Origin of the sequence: Cloacibacillus sp. (genome assembly GCF_020860125.1) — a bacterium.
Classification (GTDB): domain Bacteria; phylum Synergistota; class Synergistia; order Synergistales; family Synergistaceae; genus Cloacibacillus.
This window is the reverse complement of sequence record NZ_JAJBUX010000054.1, coordinates 1-19,026: the sequence shown is the minus strand read 5'-3', so window position 1 is coordinate 19,026 and position 19,026 is coordinate 1. Positions and strand designations below refer to the sequence as shown.

Genomic DNA, 19,026 nt, shown 5'->3' with positions numbered 1-19,026 from the left:
GTACAGAACGGGGTGAGCGCCGCCTCAATAAACAGCGCGGTGGACTGGGAGACGGCCTCCGATATCTTCCGCGAGGTACGTCAGGGACGGGTGAGTCTGCTCTACGTCGCGCCGGAACGGCTTGAGGGCGGGGGCTTCGCGGAGTTCCTGCGCTCCATCGAGATAGGTCTCGTCGTCATAGACGAAGCGCACTGCGTCTCACAGTGGGGACACGACTTCCGTCCCTCATACCTCAACATCGCCCCTGTGATCGCCTCGCTGCCCAAACGCCCCACGGTAGCCGCCTTCACCGCGACCGCCACCCCGGAGGTGCGGGACGACATCATATCCCAGCTTGCGCTACGGGAACCATTTACGCTGACGACGGGATTCGACCGCGAAAACCTCTTCTTCCACGTCGAATATCCCGCCGATAAGAACGCCGCGCTGATACAATACGTCCGGCAGTTCCCCGAGGTGTCGGGCATCGTCTACGCCTCCACACGGAAAAATGTCGAGTCGATATGCGAACGGCTGCGCGGGCATGGGATAAACGCCGTCCGCTACCACGCGGGACTCTCCGACGAAGAACGGCGGCGGAACCAGGAATCGTTTATTTACGACCGCGCCCCGATAATGGTCGCGACAAACGCCTTCGGCATGGGCATAGACAAGTCAAACGTACGCTACGTCATACACTACAATATGCCCTCAAACCTCGACGCCTACTATCAGGAGGCGGGACGCGCGGGGCGCGACGGACTGCCCGCCGACTGCATACTCTTCTACGGATCGAGAGATATCATGACCGCGCGTTTCTTTATCGCCCAGAGCCCCGAAGAGACGCGCCCTGCCGCCTACCGCAAGCTGCAGGCGATGGTCGACTACTGCCACACCAACAACTGCCTGCGCGGCTATATCCTGAGCTACTTCGGAGAGAGCGGCGTCCCCGAAAAATGCAGCGCCTGCGGCAACTGCACGAACGAGATAGAGCGCGTCGACATCACCGTCGAGGCGCAGAAGATACTCTCCTGCGTCTACCGCATGGCCCAGGCGAGCGGCGGCGGCAAATACGGTTCCGTGATGCTCGTCAACGTGCTGCGCGGCTCAAAACGCGAGGAGGTGCGGCGTCTCGGTTTTGATAAAATATCCACATGGGGGCTGCTCAAGGAACACAGCGCCCAGAACGTACACGAGATGATAAACTTCCTCATCTCGGAAAACTACCTGCAAATGGAAAACAGCGACTACCCCGTCCTCTCGTTTACAGAGCGCACGATGCCCTTCCTGCGCAGCGCGACGCCGCTCATCATGCGCCGCACCGAAGAGCGGGCGCAGAAGGCCGAACGTCTCAAAAAACGGGCGAAGAGCGTGGAGATCGTCCGCAGCGAATTGTTTGAAGAGCTCCGCGCGCTGCGGCGGGCCATCGCCGCGGAAGAGGGAGTCCCGCCATACGTCGTCTTCACCGACAAGACGCTCTCCGCCATCTGCGACATGCTGCCGATGGACGAAGAGGAATTCCTCGAGGTCCCCGGCGTCGGCGCGGCCAAACTAGAACGCTACGGAGAGGCCTTCATCGACGCCGTCAACGACTGGAAGGGCAGACAGGGATAAAAAAATAACCGCCGGCCTCTTCCGCCGGCGGCATATCGTCATATTCCAGCCGTTCAGAGGGACAATCCCCTCCTCACCAGGCCCGTTCGTATATCTTTCTTACCGCCTCTTCCGTCAGCCTGCGCGGATTGTTGCCGATAAGCCGCTTCTCCTTTATCGCCGCAGGGGCCATCCGGGAGCAGGCCTCCTTGGGGATGCCGAAGTCGCGCAGACGCGTCTTTACGCCGCACTCCTCGCCGAGCGCGATCATCGCGTCGAGAGCCGCCGAAGCGGCGCGTTCCGGGCTCATGCCCTCCGTCCTTATCCCCATCGCCTCCGCGATCGGCACAAACCGCTCCTGGCAGCCCTCAAGGTTATACTCCATCACCCAGCGCAGCATCGCCGTATTCGCTTCGCCGTGCGGCACATGGAACTCGCCGCCGAGCGGATAGGCCATCGCGTGGACGCCGGCGGTGCCGGACATCGCAAAGGCCATTCCCGCCGTGAGGCTGCCGTAGGCCTGCGCGGTGCGCGCCCCGACATTGCCGGGCTCGCGCACGCAGAGGGCGAGATTGGGAACGATCTTCCTTATCGCGGCGAGGGCCAGATCCTGCGTCAGCCGGTTCGTGCCCAGCGAAAGATACGACTCAACGGCGTGCACCAGCGCGTCCATCCCCGCGGCGGCGGTGATATGGGCCGGCAGGCCGAGAGTCAGCAGCGGATCGACGAGCGCGATGTCGGCGACCATATTGCCGCCCGCGACGCCCTTTTTCATCTTATCCTCGGGGAAAGAGAAGACGGCGACCGCCGAGACCTCCGAACCGCTGCCCGCCGTCGTCGGAATCATCACCGTCGGCAGACCGCGCGCTGGCACCTTTTCCGAACCGACCATCTCATCCACCCTTATCGCGGGATACTTCGCGAGCACCGCCGCCATCTTGGCAAAATCCATCGAACTGCCGCCGCCGAAGGCGATGAGACAGTCCCCGCCAAAGTCACTGATATCCGCCGCCGCCCTGTAAAGGAGCTCGACGGGCGGCTCCGGCTCTACCTCGCTCCAGTGCAGCGGTTCCATACCCGCGGCCTTCGCCCCGTCAAGCAGCCGGGCCAGCTCCGCGCTCTCCGCCATACTGCGTCCCGTCACAAAGACGGGACGCTTCGCGCCTAAGGCCGCCGCCTTCGAGGCTGCCAGCGCGGAACAGCCCGCCTCAAAGATAACCTCGCGCGGCATACGAAAATTGAAGGGTCGCGCCATAATTTCATCCATAATAACAGCTCCTATCTGCCGACCAGCGCGGGCACGCCATCGACATCTTTTAATACCGGCACCGTGGAGCTCGAGTCGACCTCGCCGCAGAAAAACAAGTCGTTGTCAAAGCCAAGCCCCGAGAGAATCTTCCCGTGCATCGATTCCTGACAGACCGCCGTGATATCGGGTCCGAAATGGTGCCAGAGCGCCATAGCCGACATCGCGCCGTCGGTGAGCTCCATCTCCTCCGCACCGTTCGCGGGGGCTAGGGCCAGCAGCTTCTCCACCAGCATTCCCGCGCAGACCGTATCCTCGAGCGAAAATTCGCCGTTGCGCCCGGCACAGATTATCCCGACATTATTCCCCGAACAGATGGCGTCCCAGCAGACCGCCTCCGCGTTGCGCGCGCAGCCCGCGAGTACGCGCCCGCAGCCCTCGGAGGCGCGCATCAGCGCGCGCGTGCCGTTTGAGGTGGTGATGATCGCAAATTCCGGCACGCCGGCCTCCAGCAGCTCCAGCGGCGAATTGCCAAAATCGAAGCCCGGCGCGGGCAGGCCGCCGCGCTCTCCCATGATCTTCCAGTCTCCGCCGAGCCGCTCCTTCATCTCAAAGGCCGCCTCGACCTCCCTCAGCGGGACGAGCACGCTGCCGCCGCCGTCGAAAAAGGTGGTGATCTGGGTGGTCGCGCGCAGGAGATCCACCACTATCCGTACATCATGATCCTTAAGAACTTCAGAGGGAAGAAACGCAACGTCGAATATGTATTTCAACTGACCAAGCCTCCGTCAATTTTATTGATAATATTGATTAATCTGTACAACGTACAACTAGAGATTATAATAGAAATGCAAAAATAAGACAGAGGAGGGAACAACTATTATGAAAATGTTGATCGCAGTGGATTTCAGCCCCGTCGGACGCGAGGCGGCCTTCAACGGTTACCGTTACGCGCAGCAGCTGGGAGCGGACGTCACCTTTCTCCACATAGTCCCCGCGATGGCTACGCCGCTCGAGGGCTACAATATGCACTTTTACATCACCCCAGAGGCCCACAGCACAGAAGAAAAGGTCAAAGAGGCGGCGGCCAAAGAGATCAATACGCTGGTTGATGAGATCAAAGAAAAATACGGCGCGCTGCCCGACGGGCATAAATGCGGCGTCCGCGTGAACGTGGCGGACAACCCCGGAAGCGAGATCATCCGCGTCGCCGACAGTGACGGCTATGACATCATCGTAATCGGAAACAAGGGCTACACGACGTTGGAACGCATGATCCTCGGCAGCACCGCGCTGAAGGTCGTCAACCAGGCCAAGTGTTCTGTTCTTCTTTATCGTCACCAATAAATCGGCGTTTATAAGCACGATTTGCGTCATAACTTTGGGCTCTGGCATCCTGCGGCAGACGCATTCGCATGCTGCGGCAATATGGATAATTTGAAAATGTCCCCGCCCTGTGGCGGGGACATTGCCTTGCGATCGACGCACCAAAGTGCGCCTGCGGTTTTCCGGCCTTATTTCGCGTCGTCATCTGCACGTCTGATGAACAAACTAAGCGATTCACACAAAACGCAGAATCAGCGTTTTGGTTCTCTGCTTATAAACGTCGATTTTCTTCGGGTTGGAAAAAGAGATAAATAGGGATCTAGTTTTGTCATGCAGGGTCAAACCCTGCATGACAAAACAGAGGCAACCTAATGCCTTCATGTAGCATTAAAATCAAATTTCGCATAACAACAGTAAAATCGGCGCGAAGAAGTGCCGTAGAATAAATAGTGGCTGCGCTTTAAAAAAAATTCCATAATTGAGGCGGCCAGCGAACCTTTTACTCATTCGAAGATAAAATCGGCGTTTAGAAGTGCGAGTTGCTAAATAAAGCGGTGGCTCCGATACCGGAGCCGTATTAGCATACGGCGAGGATTCGGAGCTGCCGTTTTATGACGCAAATCGCGCTTATAAACGCCGATTTTAGCCGATTTAAGATGTAAAATGCTATAATTATCAGTTGTATATCCGTGATCTGGAGGCTTTGTGATGATTCGACTGAAGTTTGAACCCCGCCTTTACAATCCCCCCTGGGTAAACGTCCTCATCCCCGTCGCGGCGGTCATTTTCGGACTCCTGGCCGGCGGCGTGCTCTTTGCCTGCCTCGGAGTGAATCCATTGAAAGCCTATCATGAGGTGCTCAAAGGCGCGCTCGGAAGCAGCTACGGGCTCAGCGAGATTGTCACCAAGGCGATACCGCTGACGCTGACGGCGCTTGGCGGGCTGATCTGTTACAAGATGCTCGTCTGGAACATCGGCGGCGAGGGGCAGCTCTGCCTCGGAGCGATCGCCACTGTCGCCGTCGTGCGCTATTTCCCCGTCGACAACTGGGCCGTCATGTTTGTAATGATGTTCGCCGCGGGAGCCGCCGCTGGCGGCCTGTGGTGCATGCTCGCCGGTGTTCTGAAGGCGCGCTGGAACGTCAACGAGACGATCACGACGCTGATGCTCAACTACATCGGCATAAATCTCAGCGAATATTTCATCTACGGGCCGTGGAAGGACCCAATGAGCATGGGCTTTCCCTTCACGCCCAATTTTCCCGACGCGGCGCGCCTCTGGGTCTTCGGCAATACGCGCATCCACGGCGGCATCTTCATCGCGCTGGCGATCGCGGTCGTCTTTCAGATCATATTGAAGCGCAGCAAGTGGGGCTACGAGATATCGGTGATCGGCGAGAACCCGCGCGCGGCGCGCTACGCCGGTATCGATATCTCAAAGAATATCCTCCTGGTCACCTTCATCGGCGGCGCGGTGGCGGGGCTCGCGGGAATGAGCGAGATGGCGGGGCTCTACAGACGCATGAGCCGCGGCTTCTCGATGGGCTACGGCTACACCGGCATTCTCGTCGCCTGGCTCGCGCGCCTCTCCCCGATCTATGTTCCGCTCGTCGCCTTCCTCATGGGCATACTGCTTGTCGGCGGCGACACTTTGCAGGTGGTGATGGGGCTGCCGCTGGCGAGCCTTCAGATCTTACAGGGGCTGATATTGTTCTCCGTGCTCGCCGCGGAGACTCTGTCACGTTTTAAGATATCTGTGGTACATGTTGAAAGAGAAAAGGCCGCCTCCGGCGGCGTGGAGGAGGCGTAATGGAATTTCTCACAGTGGTGCTCGCGGCGGCGGTAAGAAGCGGAACTCCGGTGCTCTACGCCTCTCTTGGAGAGGTGATATCCGAGAGGGCCGGCGTGATGAATCTCGGCCTTGAAGGCATTATGCTGGTCGGCGCTTACGCCGGTTTTGCCGTGACGATGGCGACGGGCGATCCGTGGCTCGGCATCGCCGCCTCCTTCGCGGCGGGCTGCGCGATAACGCTGATACACGCCTTCCTATGTATAACGCTGATGTGCAACCAGGTCGTGAGCGGCCTCGCGATGGTGCTGACCGGTTACGGCCTCTCCGCGCTGATGGGACGCACGGCGATCGGCCAGACGATACAGGGGATGAAGCAGATGAACCTGCCGCTGCTCGCCGATATTCCCTTTATCGGACCGATATTTTTTCAGCATAACGCGATGGTCTATCTCTCGTATATCCTCGTGATATTCCTCTGCTGGTTCATCTTTTTTACGCGCCCCGGGCTCAACCTGCGCGCCGTGGGAGAGAACCCGCGCGCGGCTGACGCTATGGGGCTGCCGGTCACAAGGATACGTTATTTTTACTGTATCCTCGGCGGCGGCCTGGCCGGAGTGGGCGGCGGCTATCTTTCCGTCGTTTACGCGCAGATGTGGATCGAGGGGATGACCGCCGGACGCGGCTGGATCGCGGTGGCCCTTGTAATCTTCGGACTCTGGAATCCCGCCCGCGCGGCGCTCGGAGCCTATCTTTTCGGCGGCGTTGAAGCTTTACAGCTGCGGCTGCAGGCGATGGGCTCCACGATCTCCACCTCTTTGCTTATGACGCTACCCTATATTATGACTATAATCGTATTGACCGCCGTATCCGTCAGGGCCGGCAAGGGCCGGCTGCTGGGTGCGCCGGCGGCGTTAGGGGTTCCCTTCCGCAGGGAGGACCGGGAGTAAATAGAGGCCGGCAGTATACGCCGGACAGGCAGGATAATGTTATGGGCAAACCGTTCCGCATCCGGCGGATATCCTGATTAGACCCAAGTACAGGAGTAAGATGATGCTATCAAAATATGCGCAGGAAATTTCGGAATATCTGAGCTCGATGATGGGCCGCAGTATCATCATCACGGATATCAACGGGATCATAATCGGCTCTCCCGCGAAGGAGAGGATCGGGGACTTCCATCCTCCCTCAATTCCCTGCATAAAGTATAAGAAGATGAGCTTTGACGATGCGGAGGCGGCGAAGAAGCTCGGAGTATGGTATCCTGGCTCCACGGTGCCGCTCTTTTATAACGGACGAGTCATCGGCACCTTCGCTATCGCTGGGGAGCCGGAAATCGTGCTGCAGTTCTCGATGCTGGTGAAGAATCAGATAGAGAGCATGCTGCGTGAAAAGATACTCTCCCCCACCATGAGCTCTCCACAAAAGAAGATAAATGATCTCGTCCGCGAGATCAGCCTCTTCGATCCAAGCAGCGACGACCACGCGTCGCTGACAAAGCGCGCCGAACAGTTCGGGATCGAGCTTGACAGACCGCGCGGCGTGATCGCCGTCTTTTTCTCGAATTTCCGCGGCCTGGGGCTTGAAAAGAACCCGGTGAAGATATCCTACGAGAACTACTCCGATCCGATAGAGGACGAGATCGATTATTCCTCGATGCATGGCCGTGTCATCGTGCTGCTGCGGGAGATTTTCCCCGATCCACAGACGATCATCGCGAGCGTGGCGCGAGACCGCTTCGTCGTGATACGCCCCTGCGACATCTCCGATGAGAAGCGTCTGGACGAGGATGTCGAGAGATCGGGCGAGGCCGCCGAGGAGATATACAACAGGCTGAAGGAGGCCTCTTTGGAGACTATCATCGGCGTGGGGCACCCCGCGCGCAATCTTTTCGAGCTGCCGAACGCCTACCGAAACGCCTGGGACGTCGCCGGGATCGCCGAAAAACTGTCATTGCCCCCCGGCGCCTATACTTTCAACAGGCTGCTGCTGGAAGAGATGCTGATTTCGGTAAAACCGCACGTCTCCCTGCGCTTTATCGAAAAGAAGCTCGCCGCGCTCGGCAGCGACGGCGACGCGCACGACCTGCTGGAGACATTCAAAGTCTACTGCGAAACATTTTTCAGTAAGCAGCAGGCCGCCGAAAGGCTCCACCTGCACAGAAACACCCTCTCTTACCGCCTGCAAAAGGTAGAGGAGCGCCTCGGCATCTCGATGCAGGATTTCAAGCAGGTGACCGCCTTCTATCTCGCGCTTTATATGAGGGAGCTCGGAAACCGCGGCGGCAGCCGCTGACTCACGGATAATATATACCGGTGAAAAGAAGAGGGCCGTGCTCATACACGGCCCTCTTCTTCTGTTGGGGTTGAAACGGCATGTCTTGCTCTATACGCCGCCCTCCGTATTCAGAGGGCGGCCTGTGGATGTCTTTATTGTTTGGTGCTGTCCAGTATATTTTTCATCTCCGTGCGGAACTCGTCCATCAGCTCTTTACCCTTTGTGCTGTCAAGCTGGCCCCAGGTTGCCGCGAAGGCCTCCATGAGCGGGCGGAGCTGTTCCGTCGTGTATGTGTGGACTTTGATGCCCTTTTTCTTCATCAGGTCGAGGTATTTTTTGTCATTGGCCTCCGCGTTCTTTATTGAGAGCGCGGCCTGCTTGTTGACCTCCTCTTGAAGTATCTTTTTATCGCCCTCGGAGAGTTTGTCCCATACCTTGGCGCTGATCATGATCCCGAGGCATTCCGTGTTTTTATTGAGGTTGTACCAGTTCTTGATAACGTCGCCGAGCGCCGTGTAGGCCGCCACGATCGAGTATCCGGTGTCTCCGTCGCAGACGCCCGTCTGCATCGACTGGTAGACGTCGGCAAAGGGGATAGATATCGTGCGGTATTTCGCGCCTTCGAGGGCCGTCTTAAAGACATCCATGTTCGGTATGCGAAGCAGTACGCCGTGATCGACCTTCGGGTTGAGCGGGTCTCTCATATCTTTTACGGTGCCGATGCCGACCATACCCTCAAGATACATGCCGAGGAGTTTGACGCCTAGAGCCTTGTTGAATTCATCCATCTTTTTGAAGAACCAGCCGTTCGGGTCATAGACCTTCGCGACCTGTTCGTAGCTGCTGGTATAGCCCTGTACGTAGATGAGGTCCATTCTGCTGTCGAACTGGCTCGGGAAGGAGATGGCCGCCATCTCGACCGTGCCGCGGATGAGCTCTTCATAGACGAGGGAATAATCGCCAAGCTGGTTGGCGGGATAGACCTTGATCTGGATGCGCCCCTCCGTCTTTTTTTCGACCGCCTTCGCAATCTCGTTCATCGACGCCGTCGCGTAGTGGTCCGGCGGATTTTGTCCGGCGAACTTAAGGATAACCGGCGCTGCCTGCGCGCTCTGCGCGCAGCAAAGCAGCAACATCAGCGCAGCCGCCGTGAACGATGAAGCGAAAAACCTGAAAAAACCCTTGTGTAGCATGATAAATCTCCCCTTTTATGTGTATATAATTACAAAGCCCAAGGCCTTATCGGCAAAAATGTTCTTTCGCGGCGGCGGCGCGTTCCGGCAGCAGCCACAGGTCGGTCACCACGGCTATCCCCATCTCTTCGAGCTCCCCGCTCACCTCTGCCGGCGTCGTTCCCTCCGCCGTGTTCTGGTTGAGCACGCCGCCCATGCAGACGGGGGCTTTGTAGTCCTCTTCCTCCATCTCATCGAGCAGATTGCGGGCGTATTCGAGAGCCATGCCGTTGTGCGTGCTGATGAAGACCATCTCCGAGCCGCGTTTCGCCGCCTCCGAGACCACCTCGTCGGGGTTGCGTTCGGCGCCGATGTTCTCCACCAGGGCCCCCGCCGCCGAGAGCAGACGGTCTATTAGCAGCAGCCCGTGTTCGTGTACGTCAGTCGAGGCCAGCAGCACCTTTATACCGGAGAGCTTTTTGCGCGCCTCGCCGCTCTCGTAGCGCGGACGCCAGATATCGACCTGAGCCAGCGTCATGGTAAAGATATCGTTGGGGATCGGCGGGTTATCCTCCGCCGCCGTTTTACTCCGCGCGCCGGGATTCAGTTCGTCCTCAAAGGCGCGCGGGCCGATGCACTTCAATATATAGAGCATCTGAACGGCGTCTCTTGTATCGACGCCGCAGTCCGCGAAGAAATCGAGGGCGCTGTGGAAGATGGCCTTTCCCTTCGTGCAGATAGAAGAGGCAAATTCTTTGCTCGCCGTGAAGTCAAAATGCGGGTGCATACGGCGCGCGATACGTTCTATCTCGCGGGTCCAGAGCTGGACCTCGCAGATCTCCTCCAGCGAGGGGGCGCGCAGCGCCTCGGTGAAGGGTACGGGCATTAGTCCGTGGCCGGTAGGACATTCCAGCTGCGCCATGATGTCCCACAGCAGATATTCGGCGGTCAGCGAACGGTTCTTTTCCGGATCGCGGTCCGAGGATATCGTATCTCCGTAGAACATCGAACCGATGCAGTCATGGTCGTGTATCTCGTCAAGCGCAAAGACCCAGCCCGAACGTTTTACGGGGTCCGACATGAGGCCGCCCACGCAGTGGGCCAGCTTAGCTTCGAGAAGCTCTTCGACGATGTATCTTTCGAGATAGGCCCAGGCCGCGCTTGTCGCGCAGTCAAGGAAAAGCGCCCCGAACCCGTCGTCAAGGTATGAGTGCATCAGCGCTCCCTTATCTCTAAGCGCCCCCATAATGCCTATCGCCTTGACGGTCTCGACCGTCGTGATGTCCGTGCGCTTCCACATCGGAGCCTCGTGAGCGAAGAACTGAGAAAGATTGCCCACCGTTGTAACGCCGGCGCGCAGCGCCGCCATCGCGTTTACCGTCGAGGCGGGGAAACCGATGATGAAGTCCCCCATGTGAGGCTGGATCGGCGCGGCCTGCCCCACCTCGCGCCAGTCTTCCTCATTTTCGAGATAGGGACCGCTCTCCTGCGGCGCCGACTTCCTCATCTCCGGCGGCAGAGACATACGGCGGTCGAGGCAGATACCGGCGCGGTCGAGTATGAAGCCGTTATCCTGCGCGAAGTTATAGACTCCGTCAAGCGCCTTGGCCGTCTCCTTCCAGGTGTTCATGCCGATGTGGGCATGGTACATGATTCGCCCCTCTTTGATACAGCGGCGCTTATATTCAAGCTCTGACGAAACGTCATATTTATCCATAAATTTTGTGCGGCCTATAGTTATCTCGGAGGCAAGCCTGCGCGATTCGTCCATGACGTTCCGCGCCTTTGGAAGCGGCGTCTCCCTCAATATGTTGGCGATACGTTCTTTCAATGAAATTATCATTATCAATGCCTCCAAATTGTATAGGCCCTGCAAATTATGGCCCATACTTTATACGAATTTAGAACAGTCGTCATTGTAAAGAGCTGATGAAAGATTGACCCTATAAGATTTAATTTTTGTGCATAATAAATAATTAGATGAACTTTTTGAAGAAGTCAGACAAATTATCAGTCTTTTATTTATGCATCATGCACAACAGCTTTGCCGTTCAGAGTAACCGTCGAGAGCGACAGAAGAGACCTTTCCTTTCCGATATATTCGCGCTCCTCGCTGATCTCGGCGGCGGCCTCCTGAAAGCCCATCAGCGCCACCTGCTCTGTCAGATATTTCTCGAGAGCCGCGCGGGACCGTGAATAGACAGACTCAAAATCCGTTCCCCTTATCTGGCCCGCGGGAAGAAAGGCGTAAAAGTTCCCGTCAAAGAAGCTGTGCAGGATGGATACGGTGCAGGACAGCGAGAGCGAGCTGGAGGCCGCGCCTACGGCGCTCGCGATCGCCGCCTCTTCCGGCACCGAGCAGTCCGCGCCACAGGCAAAAGAGGCGACTGGCGCGCCGACGCAGATACGCCGAGACTCTTCACCGCTCCCATGAAGCGCCTCCGACAGCCGCTTCGACACTTCGCCGCGCACAAGGCGCGCGAACTCCACCGCCGAGACGCCCAGTCTGCCGCCATATTCATTTGAGGCGCGGAGGCTCCTGCCGCAGCTGCCGATCGCCGCCGCGCCAAGGGCGGAGAGCGCGTCGCTCGGCGTATAGCCGCATTCCTCCCCTTCGGAGGCGCGGCAGTAGGGACGCACCCTCTCAGGGCCGACGGTGAGCTCTCCCCCTTCGCCAAGTTTCACCGCGCTGTCGCCGCCAAGGGCGATCGAGCGTATCTCAAGCGAGGGAATCATCGTGCGGTAATTCCCGATCAAGGCGCCCTCCTTTGAATAGACGGCCTTTCCCTTTTTCACGACGCCGATGTCCGTAGAGGTGCCGCCCATGTCGGCGACGACCGCGTCCTCGTCGCATACGCCTCCGAGCAGCATCGCGCCGCGCATGCTCGCCGCGGGGCCGGAGAATACCGTCTCCAGAGGAAAGCGCGCGCACCACCGCCCGCAGACGAGCGAACTGTCGCTGCGCAGGAACATCACGGGGCAGCGGAGGCCATGCGAGGCCGCGCAGAACTCCACTCCTTGAATGAGGCGCTCCGTCACCTCCATCAGGGATGAATTCAGAAAGGCCGTCACAGTGCGCTTCACCGAGTTCAGCTTTGAGCGGGCCATCTCGTGGCCGCAGGTGAGCCCCGCACAGCCGGCGGCCCTGATCATTCCGGCGGCCTCCATTTCATGCAGGGGATTGCGCGGCGAATAGAGCGACGAGACGGCGAAATAGCCGCCCGCCTCTTCTCTGGCGAAGCGCGCCAGCGACTCCCGGTCAAGCGGCTCGCGCTCATTGCCCCAGCCGTTATGGCCGCCGCGGACGGAGAGCAGCGCCGCCGGCAAGACTGTCCGCAGTATCTCATCCTTTATATGGGGAAAATCCTCGTAGCCGATCAGCACCAGCGCCACGGGAGCGCCCTTGCCCTCGAGCAGGGCGTTGGTCGAAAGCGTAGTGGAGATGTTGAGCGAGATTATATCCTCGGAGTCAGCGGCGCGAAGCAGCCTGCCCAAAGCGGCTTCGATCGAATCTCGATAATCCGCGTGGTTGGTTGGAGTTTTTACGGAGGATATAATGCGGCGCGCCTCCGTATCGTAAAGAACCCCGTCGGTGTTGGTGCCGCCGACGTCGATACCTATTGTGAGCCTCTTTAACCTGTTTTCCCGCTCTTTAGCCATAAACACCCTCCGAAACGATCCTGGCAGCTCTTCAAATATCTTCCCCGCGGCAAACTCCGGCGGAGAATACATTGAAACACCGCTGCCGCTAATCCTCTTTATTGAATCCTTTGGACCTCTCCCACGCGGCGCGGTAAGATTCCTTAACGGCGGCGCGGAAATTCATCTGGTCCATGACACGCAGGCTCTCCACCGAGGTTCCCGCCGGCGTGCACGATTTTACAATCAGCTCGTTTAAATTGAAACCGTTCTTCTCCCACATCCTGAGACAGCCCCTTATCGTCTGAAAGACCATCGCCGACGAAGTCTCGCGGTCGAGGCCGCAGAGGACCGAGGCGTCTATCATCGTCTCAAAAAAGGTCAGCACGGGAGCTGGGCTCGTCAGCGAGGTAAAGATGTCTATCTTGTCCTCCGGGACGACAAAACATTTTCCAAACAGGCCGACCAGCTTCATGATGCTTTCGAGCTGTTCCTCGTCCGCATTATCGCTGACAGTTACGGGAATCGCCCCTTCCCCGACCGCGCTGGGAGGATTGGGGAGTATCCGCGCCACTACGGCATCGGGAAGCTCCCTCCGGTAGAGGCCGGTTGAGATCCCCGCGCTGACGGAGATCAAAATCCGGCCGCGCAGACAGGCCTCTTTCAATTCGGCGGCGACCTTGCGGACGATATGCGGCTGTACGCATACAAAGGTGAACTCCGACCGCGAAACGGCCTCGCTGTTGTCCGCCGCGACGGAGACGCCAAATTTCCGCTTCAGCTCCGAGCATCTATTTCCGTCGGGGTCGGAAATCGTCAGATCCCCCGCCTCGAACATCACGTCGGAGACAAGATGGTTTATCAGAAGCTCCGTGATATGGCCCGCGCCAATGAACGATATTTTCATGTTGCATACCTCCCTCTCTCTGGCAGTTCTGAATCAATCACACTGCAAAGCACACGAAAAAACATACCTTACCGGAAGATGCCGTCAAACCTTAAAAAATCTATCTGTTTCAGCCGCTTCGCTAATTTATTTTATCTGCAGTCTAACAGTCCGTGAATAATGTATTTCAATTTATGTGATATGTCATTGGAACGGAGGCACAAAATCGGCTTTTATTATCGCCTCCGTCTTGTAACCTTTGCACAAGGGACGATATCGGCGATATGGGCGCAAATGACTGCGAATGGCCAAAGTATTTCGTTAAAAATACTAATATGCGGGTTCGTATATAAGTCCATCACTTTATTTTTGTGTAAAGAGATAGACTTATGGCAGATAAATAGCGTAGAATTATCTTGAGAAAGAGTCCATATTTAGTGTTTTTCAGGTATTTTGCGAGGTGGCCGAATGATGAAACAAATCTTTAAGAATAAAATCTTTTTATCCCTGCTTTTGACATTCTTTACTGTGGGGAATTGCGCCGCGGCGTACGCGGCGGGCACATCCAACGACTTGTCCGGTAAAGATATCAGCCAAAGCGAAGAGTGGGCGGCGCGCGCGGAGTTCGAGAGGGACAGCCCCGAGACGCGGGTGCATATGCAGAGCTGGGGTTTCCCACACAAAGAGGGCGTTGTGTTGGTGCTCTGCGGCGGCGGTATGAAGGGGCTCTCACATCTCGGCGTATTTGAGGTGCTTGAGCGCGAAAATATCCCCGTAGCCGCCATAATCGGCACCAGTATGGGGTCGATTATGGGCGGACTCTACGCCTCGGGACGCACCCCCGCCGATATGCGAGAGGTGCTGTCGAAGGTCGATCTCATGGAGATCATGTCGGGACGCAACAGGACCGATCTTATAAACGGCTACAACAAGCCCGCCACCCCCGGGGATTCGCTCTTCTCTCTCACGATAGATAAAAACAAAAACGAGCAGGGGCGCCTCGGAGCCCTTAACGCTAAGGACCTGTACGCATTCCTCAGCGAGCTCACCTCCACCGTCTCGGTGACGGACTTTGACCACCTTCCGATCCCCTTTGCCGCGGTGGCGACGAACCTGGGGAATGGAGACACCGTCGTCCTGCGCAACGGAAACCTCGCCTCGGCGCTGCGTGCCTCGATGTCGATCCCGGTCATCTTCGATCCGTGGCCGATGAACGGCATGCTGCTGGTAGACGGCGGCCTAAAGGCCAATCTGCCCGTCCTTGAGGCAAAAAAGATATTCCCCAGACATCCGATCGTCGCCGTCAACCTTTCGCCGGAGGACATCACGAAGAAGAACGAGAGCTTCCACACGATGTTTGACGTCGCGGCACAGACGCTCGACATCCTTATGGTGCAGCAGATACGAGAAAACCTAGATGCCGCCGACCTCGTCATCACCCCTGATGTGAGCGGCTTCAGCACCTTCGCCTCCGGCGGCTACGATAAGATAATCGACAAGGGCGCCGAGGCGGCCGAGGAGAAAGTTCCCGAGCTGAAAAAGCTTGTCGAAGAGAAATGCCACACTTGGGACCACAGCCGGATGGAGCGCAGCAGGCGGCATGGGCCGCCGGTAGTAGCCGAGGTCCGCTTCGAGGGAGTACCGGCTGGCGTCGCGGAAGAACTCCACGAGAAGTATGAGGACTGGATCGGCAAACCTCTCGATATGAGGCTCGTGGCGGCCACCGTGGCCCAGATATCCACGCGCGACGACATAAAATCCGTCGACGGACGCACAGAGATCATCTCGCGCGGCTCGGTCGCCGTCATCTTTCAGATCGAGCGGCCCGCCAAATATGAGTTCGGCATCGACGGTTACGCGAGCAACCTTTACTGGAACCGCTGGATATCGCTTTCAGCGGTGGTGCACGACACTCTCATGGCGGGAGATTCCACCTCGCTCGAATACCGCTTCGGCACCACCTGGGGCGCGATGATGCGCTACTTCACGGTAGAGGACGAAAAGGACTCCCAGTGGGGACTGGTGCTCGCGGGACGTCGCGAGGAATATGAGCCGTATAACTACGGCGCCGCCGAGTTTGAGAGATTCACGGCAAAGGCCGCCTGGTATAGGCGGCTTAACGACCGCGCGCGCATCGGCATCGGCTATGGCGCGCAGCGCGTCACTTCGCTTGGCAACGAAGCGATCGAGGATCATGGTCCCTATCTCACCTTCAACTTCAATACCCTCGACGACCCGATCCTGCCGACCAGAGGCATGGTCGTCATGAGCGACCTCTGGTTCCCGATAGACCACAACGTGGTCTCCAACACTCAATTCAGCACCTATGTACCCTTCCTGCAAAAGGGCAAGGTGATCTTCGCCGGCGGTCTCAAAACTGGGGATGCCGATAACCTGGCCTATGCGGCTATGCTCGGCACGCGCGAGGAGCTGTACAGCCTCGGACAGCACCCGCTGGTCGGAGATCAGGCCTACTGGTTCCACCTTGGCATAGAGCGCGTCTTCACCCGTTCGTGGTGGGGCGGGGTCAATATGGAGCTCTTCGGCAACTACGGGCAGGTGATGTATGACTGGAACAGCGCCGACAGCCGCTGGGAGGTAGGCCTTGCGCTATCCGTCCCGATGAATAACTTCAGCGGCAAGCTGGTCTTCGTATACGACGACGACGGAGGCTTCACGATAGGCTACACCATCGGGGTGCCGCGGTTCTGGGATGGGCCGCTGCCCTAATAAATCGGCGTTTATACGCACGACTAACTTCATAACTGAGGGCTTGGCAATGCTCACCGCACTTTAGTGCGCCTCCGCTTGCCAAGCCCTCAGTTATTTCGTTATTCGCACGTCTAAACGCCGATTTCCTTTGGACGGGAAAAGAGATAAATTGCGGTTTATCGTCCAGCATATTGAGACAAAAGCCGCCGTATGTCCCTGACTTGCCGCGCAATCCTCCGAGCCGGAGACCAGTGGCTCTAGGGCTAACTCACGACATGCGGAAAAAACAAAAACCTACGGCGATTGCAAGGCAATGTCCCCGCCACAGGGCGGGGACATTCTCAAATTATCCATATTGCCGCGGCATGCGGATGCCTTTGCCGTAGGATTCGGAACCACCGTTTTATGACGCAAATCGTGCTTATAAACGCCGATTTTAGATGATGAGCTTACCGCCCTTCTTACCCGCCGCCGCGTCGAGCTGATTCAGGATGTTCGCGCCGGCCACCTCGATCTTCGGTTTCTTCGCCGCCTCTTCGCGGGCGTACTCCTGAAGCTTCTTCTCGTAATCGGCCATCGACTGCTTTATACCGTCGACGTCGCCTTTGATCCACTGAAGGATGCCGTCGGTGATCGTCTTGTACATAGCATCGTCAGGCTCGGCCTGTATCACGCCCAGCTCCTTGAGCATGCGATACTCGTCCTTCACGGATTCAAGGATGTCATCGTCCGTGAGTATGCCCTTTTTATAAAGGACCCGGTTTATGATGTTCTGTTTCGTCTTGCTGTTCTCGTCGCTCGCGGAGAGAGATTCAACGCGCTGAAGAAGCATTGAGATGATCTCTTCGAGGCTTATCTGCATAGGTGCCGCCATTTCTATTCCTCCTGCCAAATTGATTTTCACAGTACATTTTATCACAGCATGCGGGACCTTAATTGGCGGAAGCCATAAATTTATTTATAGTGAAACTACGGATTGTAAAAAATAGCCTGCGATAGTAAATAAAGGCGGTAAATCAGATATAATAAGGGCAGCAAGAACCCAATGAGGAGAATAAAAAATGGAACATATGATCGAAGAGATAAAATGGAAACACCTCTATAGAAAGGCGCAGCTGCTCTTCTTTTCGGAGTGGAAGACTCTGCTGATATCCATGGCGGCCATCGTGATCTACGCGGTGGGCGTAGTGGGCTTCACGATACCCTACAAATTCGCCGACCAGGGCGTCATGGGCATCGCCGTGCTGCTCAAGTATACGCTGGGACTGAACCCCGCCTACGTGCTGCTCGTCCTGAACATCATCCTGCTTGCGTGGGGCGCGAGAACGCTCTCTAAACGCTTTCTTATCTGGACGGTCATAAACGCCTTTGTGCTCTCCGCGGTACTTGACATACTCCAGACCATCAATTTTCCGATAATGGACGATATCTTCCTGGTAGCGGTGGCGGGCGGCGTCATTAAAGGACTCGGCATCGGCCTGTTATACCGTGAGGGCATAAGCGCCGGCGGTCTCGACATCGCGATCTCCGTACTTAAAAAGCGTTACGGCATGGAGGTCGGACGGCTCAGCTTTTATTTCAATATGGTCATTCTCGCCATATCCTTCAGCATCATCGGCCTTGAAAAGGTGATGTACGGTTTCATCTCCTGCTACATCTGCGGCATGACGATGGACAGCGTGCTGGCCTCCTTCGACAAACGCCGCCTCGTCTTCATCGTCGCTTCAAATACCGACGCGGTGGTGGAGTTCATCAACAAAAAACTCGGCCGCGGCTGTACGCTGCTCTCAAGCGAAGGCGGCTACAAACGCCGCGACGGCTTCACGATCATGTGCCTGCTGATGCCGCGCCAGGTGGTGGAGCTCAAGAGGTTTCTCGCCGAGCATTTCCCCAGCTCTTTCATGGTGGTCACCGAAGCCAACGAGGTGGTGGGCAAAGGTTTTAAGCGCTGGCGCAACATCTGATAAATCGGCGTTTATAAGCACGACTAACTTCATGACTGGGGGCTTGGCAATGCTCACCGCACTTTAGTGCGCCTCCGCTTGCCAAACCCTCAGTCATTTCGTTATTCGCACGTCTAAACGCCGATTTCCTTTGGGTAGAAAAAAAGGTAAATAGCGATTTAGCATAGGTTTTTGACTCCCTCTCTTGAACAGAGTCCCGCGAAGCGGGGTAAGGGGGAGTTGACCTTATGTTCTCACGCGGCTTTTGCCGCAGGCTCTGTTTGGCGCGCTTCCTACGCCAAACAGAGCAACACTCCTTCCGTCTCGCCGCAAAAGCGGCGGCGATCCACCTTCCTCAGAGAGGAAGGCTTTAAGAAAAAACTCCGTTTATCATCGATAGGGCATAAGCAAAACCGCAAACATAATGCATGTGCTTCGATCATGCCCCACAAAGAACGAAAACTA

14 protein-coding genes are annotated in these 19,026 nt (G+C 57.1%); 7 read left to right on the top strand and 7 right to left on the bottom strand.

Annotated elements, in window-relative coordinates; translation table 11 throughout:
• Positions 1-1,593: RecQ family ATP-dependent DNA helicase (locus LIO98_RS07065; protein ID WP_291954726.1), on the top strand; the 1,593-nt coding region annotated here is incomplete at its 5' end.
• Between the two features lie 73 nt (positions 1,594-1,666).
• Here the strand turns inward: LIO98_RS07065 and LIO98_RS07060 are convergent.
• Both LIO98_RS07060 and LIO98_RS07055 read right to left on the bottom strand, forming a co-directional pair.
• Positions 1,667-2,839 carry an iron-containing alcohol dehydrogenase gene (locus tag LIO98_RS07060; RefSeq protein ID WP_291954723.1) on the bottom strand — a complete coding sequence of 391 codons (1,173 nt, stop codon included), beginning with the start codon at positions 2,837-2,839 and terminating at the stop codon, positions 1,667-1,669.
• A gap of 11 nt (positions 2,840-2,850) precedes the next feature.
• Positions 2,851-3,591 (bottom strand): 2-phosphosulfolactate phosphatase, encoded by a 741-nt coding sequence (locus LIO98_RS07055; protein WP_291954721.1) that lies wholly within the window; start codon positions 3,589-3,591, stop codon positions 2,851-2,853.
• Positions 3,592-3,700: 109 nt separating this feature from the next.
• On the opposite strand from LIO98_RS07055, the gene LIO98_RS07050 reads away from it, so the two are divergent.
• The 4 genes from LIO98_RS07050 to LIO98_RS07035 all read left to right on the top strand — a co-directional run bounded on the left by LIO98_RS07050 (position 3,701) and on the right by LIO98_RS07035 (position 8,227).
• On the top strand, positions 3,701-4,165 hold the full coding sequence (locus LIO98_RS07050; RefSeq protein ID WP_291954718.1) for a universal stress protein: 465 nt from the start codon (positions 3,701-3,703) through the stop codon (positions 4,163-4,165).
• A 687-nt stretch (positions 4,166-4,852) separates the two neighbouring features.
• The gene (locus tag LIO98_RS07045) at positions 4,853-5,953 is read left to right on the top strand and encodes an ABC transporter permease (protein WP_291954715.1); all 1,101 of its coding nucleotides are present in this window, start codon (positions 4,853-4,855) and stop codon (positions 5,951-5,953) included.
• On the top strand, positions 5,953-6,882 hold the full coding sequence (locus tag LIO98_RS07040) for an ABC transporter permease (RefSeq protein WP_291954712.1): 930 nt from the start codon (positions 5,953-5,955) through the stop codon (positions 6,880-6,882). Before LIO98_RS07045 ends, LIO98_RS07040 begins: the two co-directional genes overlap by 1 nt.
• 100 nt (positions 6,883-6,982) lie before the next feature.
• Positions 6,983-8,227, top strand: coding sequence for a sugar diacid recognition domain-containing protein (locus LIO98_RS07035; protein WP_291954709.1), 1,245 nt, complete (start codon positions 6,983-6,985; stop codon positions 8,225-8,227).
• A 134-nt stretch (positions 8,228-8,361) separates the two neighbouring features.
• Here LIO98_RS07035 and dctP read toward each other — a convergent pair whose 3' ends face one another.
• From dctP to LIO98_RS07015, 4 genes are all read right to left on the bottom strand, one after another.
• Positions 8,362-9,402, bottom strand: a complete 1,041-nt coding sequence (gene dctP, locus LIO98_RS07030) for a TRAP transporter substrate-binding protein DctP (RefSeq protein WP_291954706.1) — start codon at positions 9,400-9,402, stop codon at positions 8,362-8,364.
• Positions 9,403-9,448: 46 nt separating this feature from the next.
• Positions 9,449-11,224 carry a cobalamin-dependent protein gene (locus LIO98_RS07025; protein WP_291954703.1) on the bottom strand — a complete coding sequence of 592 codons (1,776 nt, stop codon included), beginning with the start codon at positions 11,222-11,224 and terminating at the stop codon, positions 9,449-9,451.
• A 179-nt stretch (positions 11,225-11,403) separates the two neighbouring features.
• A complete protein-coding gene (locus tag LIO98_RS07020; protein ID WP_291954700.1) occupies positions 11,404-13,041 on the bottom strand; it encodes a hydantoinase/oxoprolinase family protein in 1,638 nt (545 codons plus the stop codon).
• Between the two features lie 88 nt (positions 13,042-13,129).
• Complete coding sequence (locus tag LIO98_RS07015; protein ID WP_291954695.1) at positions 13,130-13,927, bottom strand: pyrroline-5-carboxylate reductase; 798 nt, start codon at positions 13,925-13,927, stop codon at positions 13,130-13,132.
• 450 nt (positions 13,928-14,377) lie between these two features.
• Here LIO98_RS07015 and LIO98_RS07010 point away from each other — a divergent pair, with 450 nt between their 5' ends.
• Positions 14,378-16,636 (top strand): patatin-like phospholipase family protein, encoded by a 2,259-nt coding sequence (locus LIO98_RS07010; RefSeq protein ID WP_291954693.1) that lies wholly within the window; start codon positions 14,378-14,380, stop codon positions 16,634-16,636.
• A gap of 418 nt (positions 16,637-17,054) precedes the next feature.
• On the opposite strand, the gene LIO98_RS07005 is transcribed toward LIO98_RS07010, so the two are convergent.
• On the bottom strand, positions 17,055-17,492 hold the full coding sequence (locus LIO98_RS07005; protein WP_291954690.1) for a hypothetical protein: 438 nt from the start codon (positions 17,490-17,492) through the stop codon (positions 17,055-17,057).
• A 187-nt stretch (positions 17,493-17,679) separates the two neighbouring features.
• On the opposite strand from LIO98_RS07005, the gene LIO98_RS07000 reads away from it, so the two are divergent.
• Complete coding sequence (locus tag LIO98_RS07000; protein WP_291954687.1) at positions 17,680-18,582, top strand: YitT family protein; 903 nt, start codon at positions 17,680-17,682, stop codon at positions 18,580-18,582.
• The last annotated feature ends 444 nt before the right edge of the window (positions 18,583-19,026 follow it).

Bases quoted from the DNA above. Each gene is read 5' to 3' on its own strand.
- LIO98_RS07035 (WP_291954709.1), top strand. From the start codon at position 6,983: ATGATGCTATCAAAATATGCGCAGGAAATTTCGGAATATCTGAGCTCG.
- LIO98_RS07050 (WP_291954718.1), top strand. From the start codon at position 3,701: ATGAAAATGTTGATCGCAGTGGATTTCAGCCCCGTCGGACGCGAGGCG.
- LIO98_RS07015 (WP_291954695.1), bottom strand. From the start codon at position 13,927: ATGAAAATATCGTTCATTGGCGCGGGCCATATCACGGAGCTTCTGATA.
- LIO98_RS07000 (WP_291954687.1), top strand. From the start codon at position 17,680: ATGGAACATATGATCGAAGAGATAAAATGGAAACACCTCTATAGAAAG.
- LIO98_RS07010 (WP_291954693.1), top strand. From the start codon at position 14,378: ATGAAACAAATCTTTAAGAATAAAATCTTTTTATCCCTGCTTTTGACA.
- LIO98_RS07060 (WP_291954723.1), bottom strand. From the start codon at position 2,839: ATGGATGAAATTATGGCGCGACCCTTCAATTTTCGTATGCCGCGCGAG.
- LIO98_RS07040 (WP_291954712.1), top strand. From the start codon at position 5,953: ATGGAATTTCTCACAGTGGTGCTCGCGGCGGCGGTAAGAAGCGGAACT.
- LIO98_RS07025 (WP_291954703.1), bottom strand. From the start codon at position 11,224: ATGATAATTTCATTGAAAGAACGTATCGCCAACATATTGAGGGAGACG.
- LIO98_RS07020 (WP_291954700.1), bottom strand. From the start codon at position 13,041: ATGGCTAAAGAGCGGGAAAACAGGTTAAAGAGGCTCACAATAGGTATC.
- LIO98_RS07045 (WP_291954715.1), top strand. From the start codon at position 4,853: ATGATTCGACTGAAGTTTGAACCCCGCCTTTACAATCCCCCCTGGGTA.
- LIO98_RS07005 (WP_291954690.1), bottom strand. From the start codon at position 17,492: ATGGCGGCACCTATGCAGATAAGCCTCGAAGAGATCATCTCAATGCTT.
- dctP (WP_291954706.1), bottom strand. From the start codon at position 9,402: ATGCTACACAAGGGTTTTTTCAGGTTTTTCGCTTCATCGTTCACGGCG.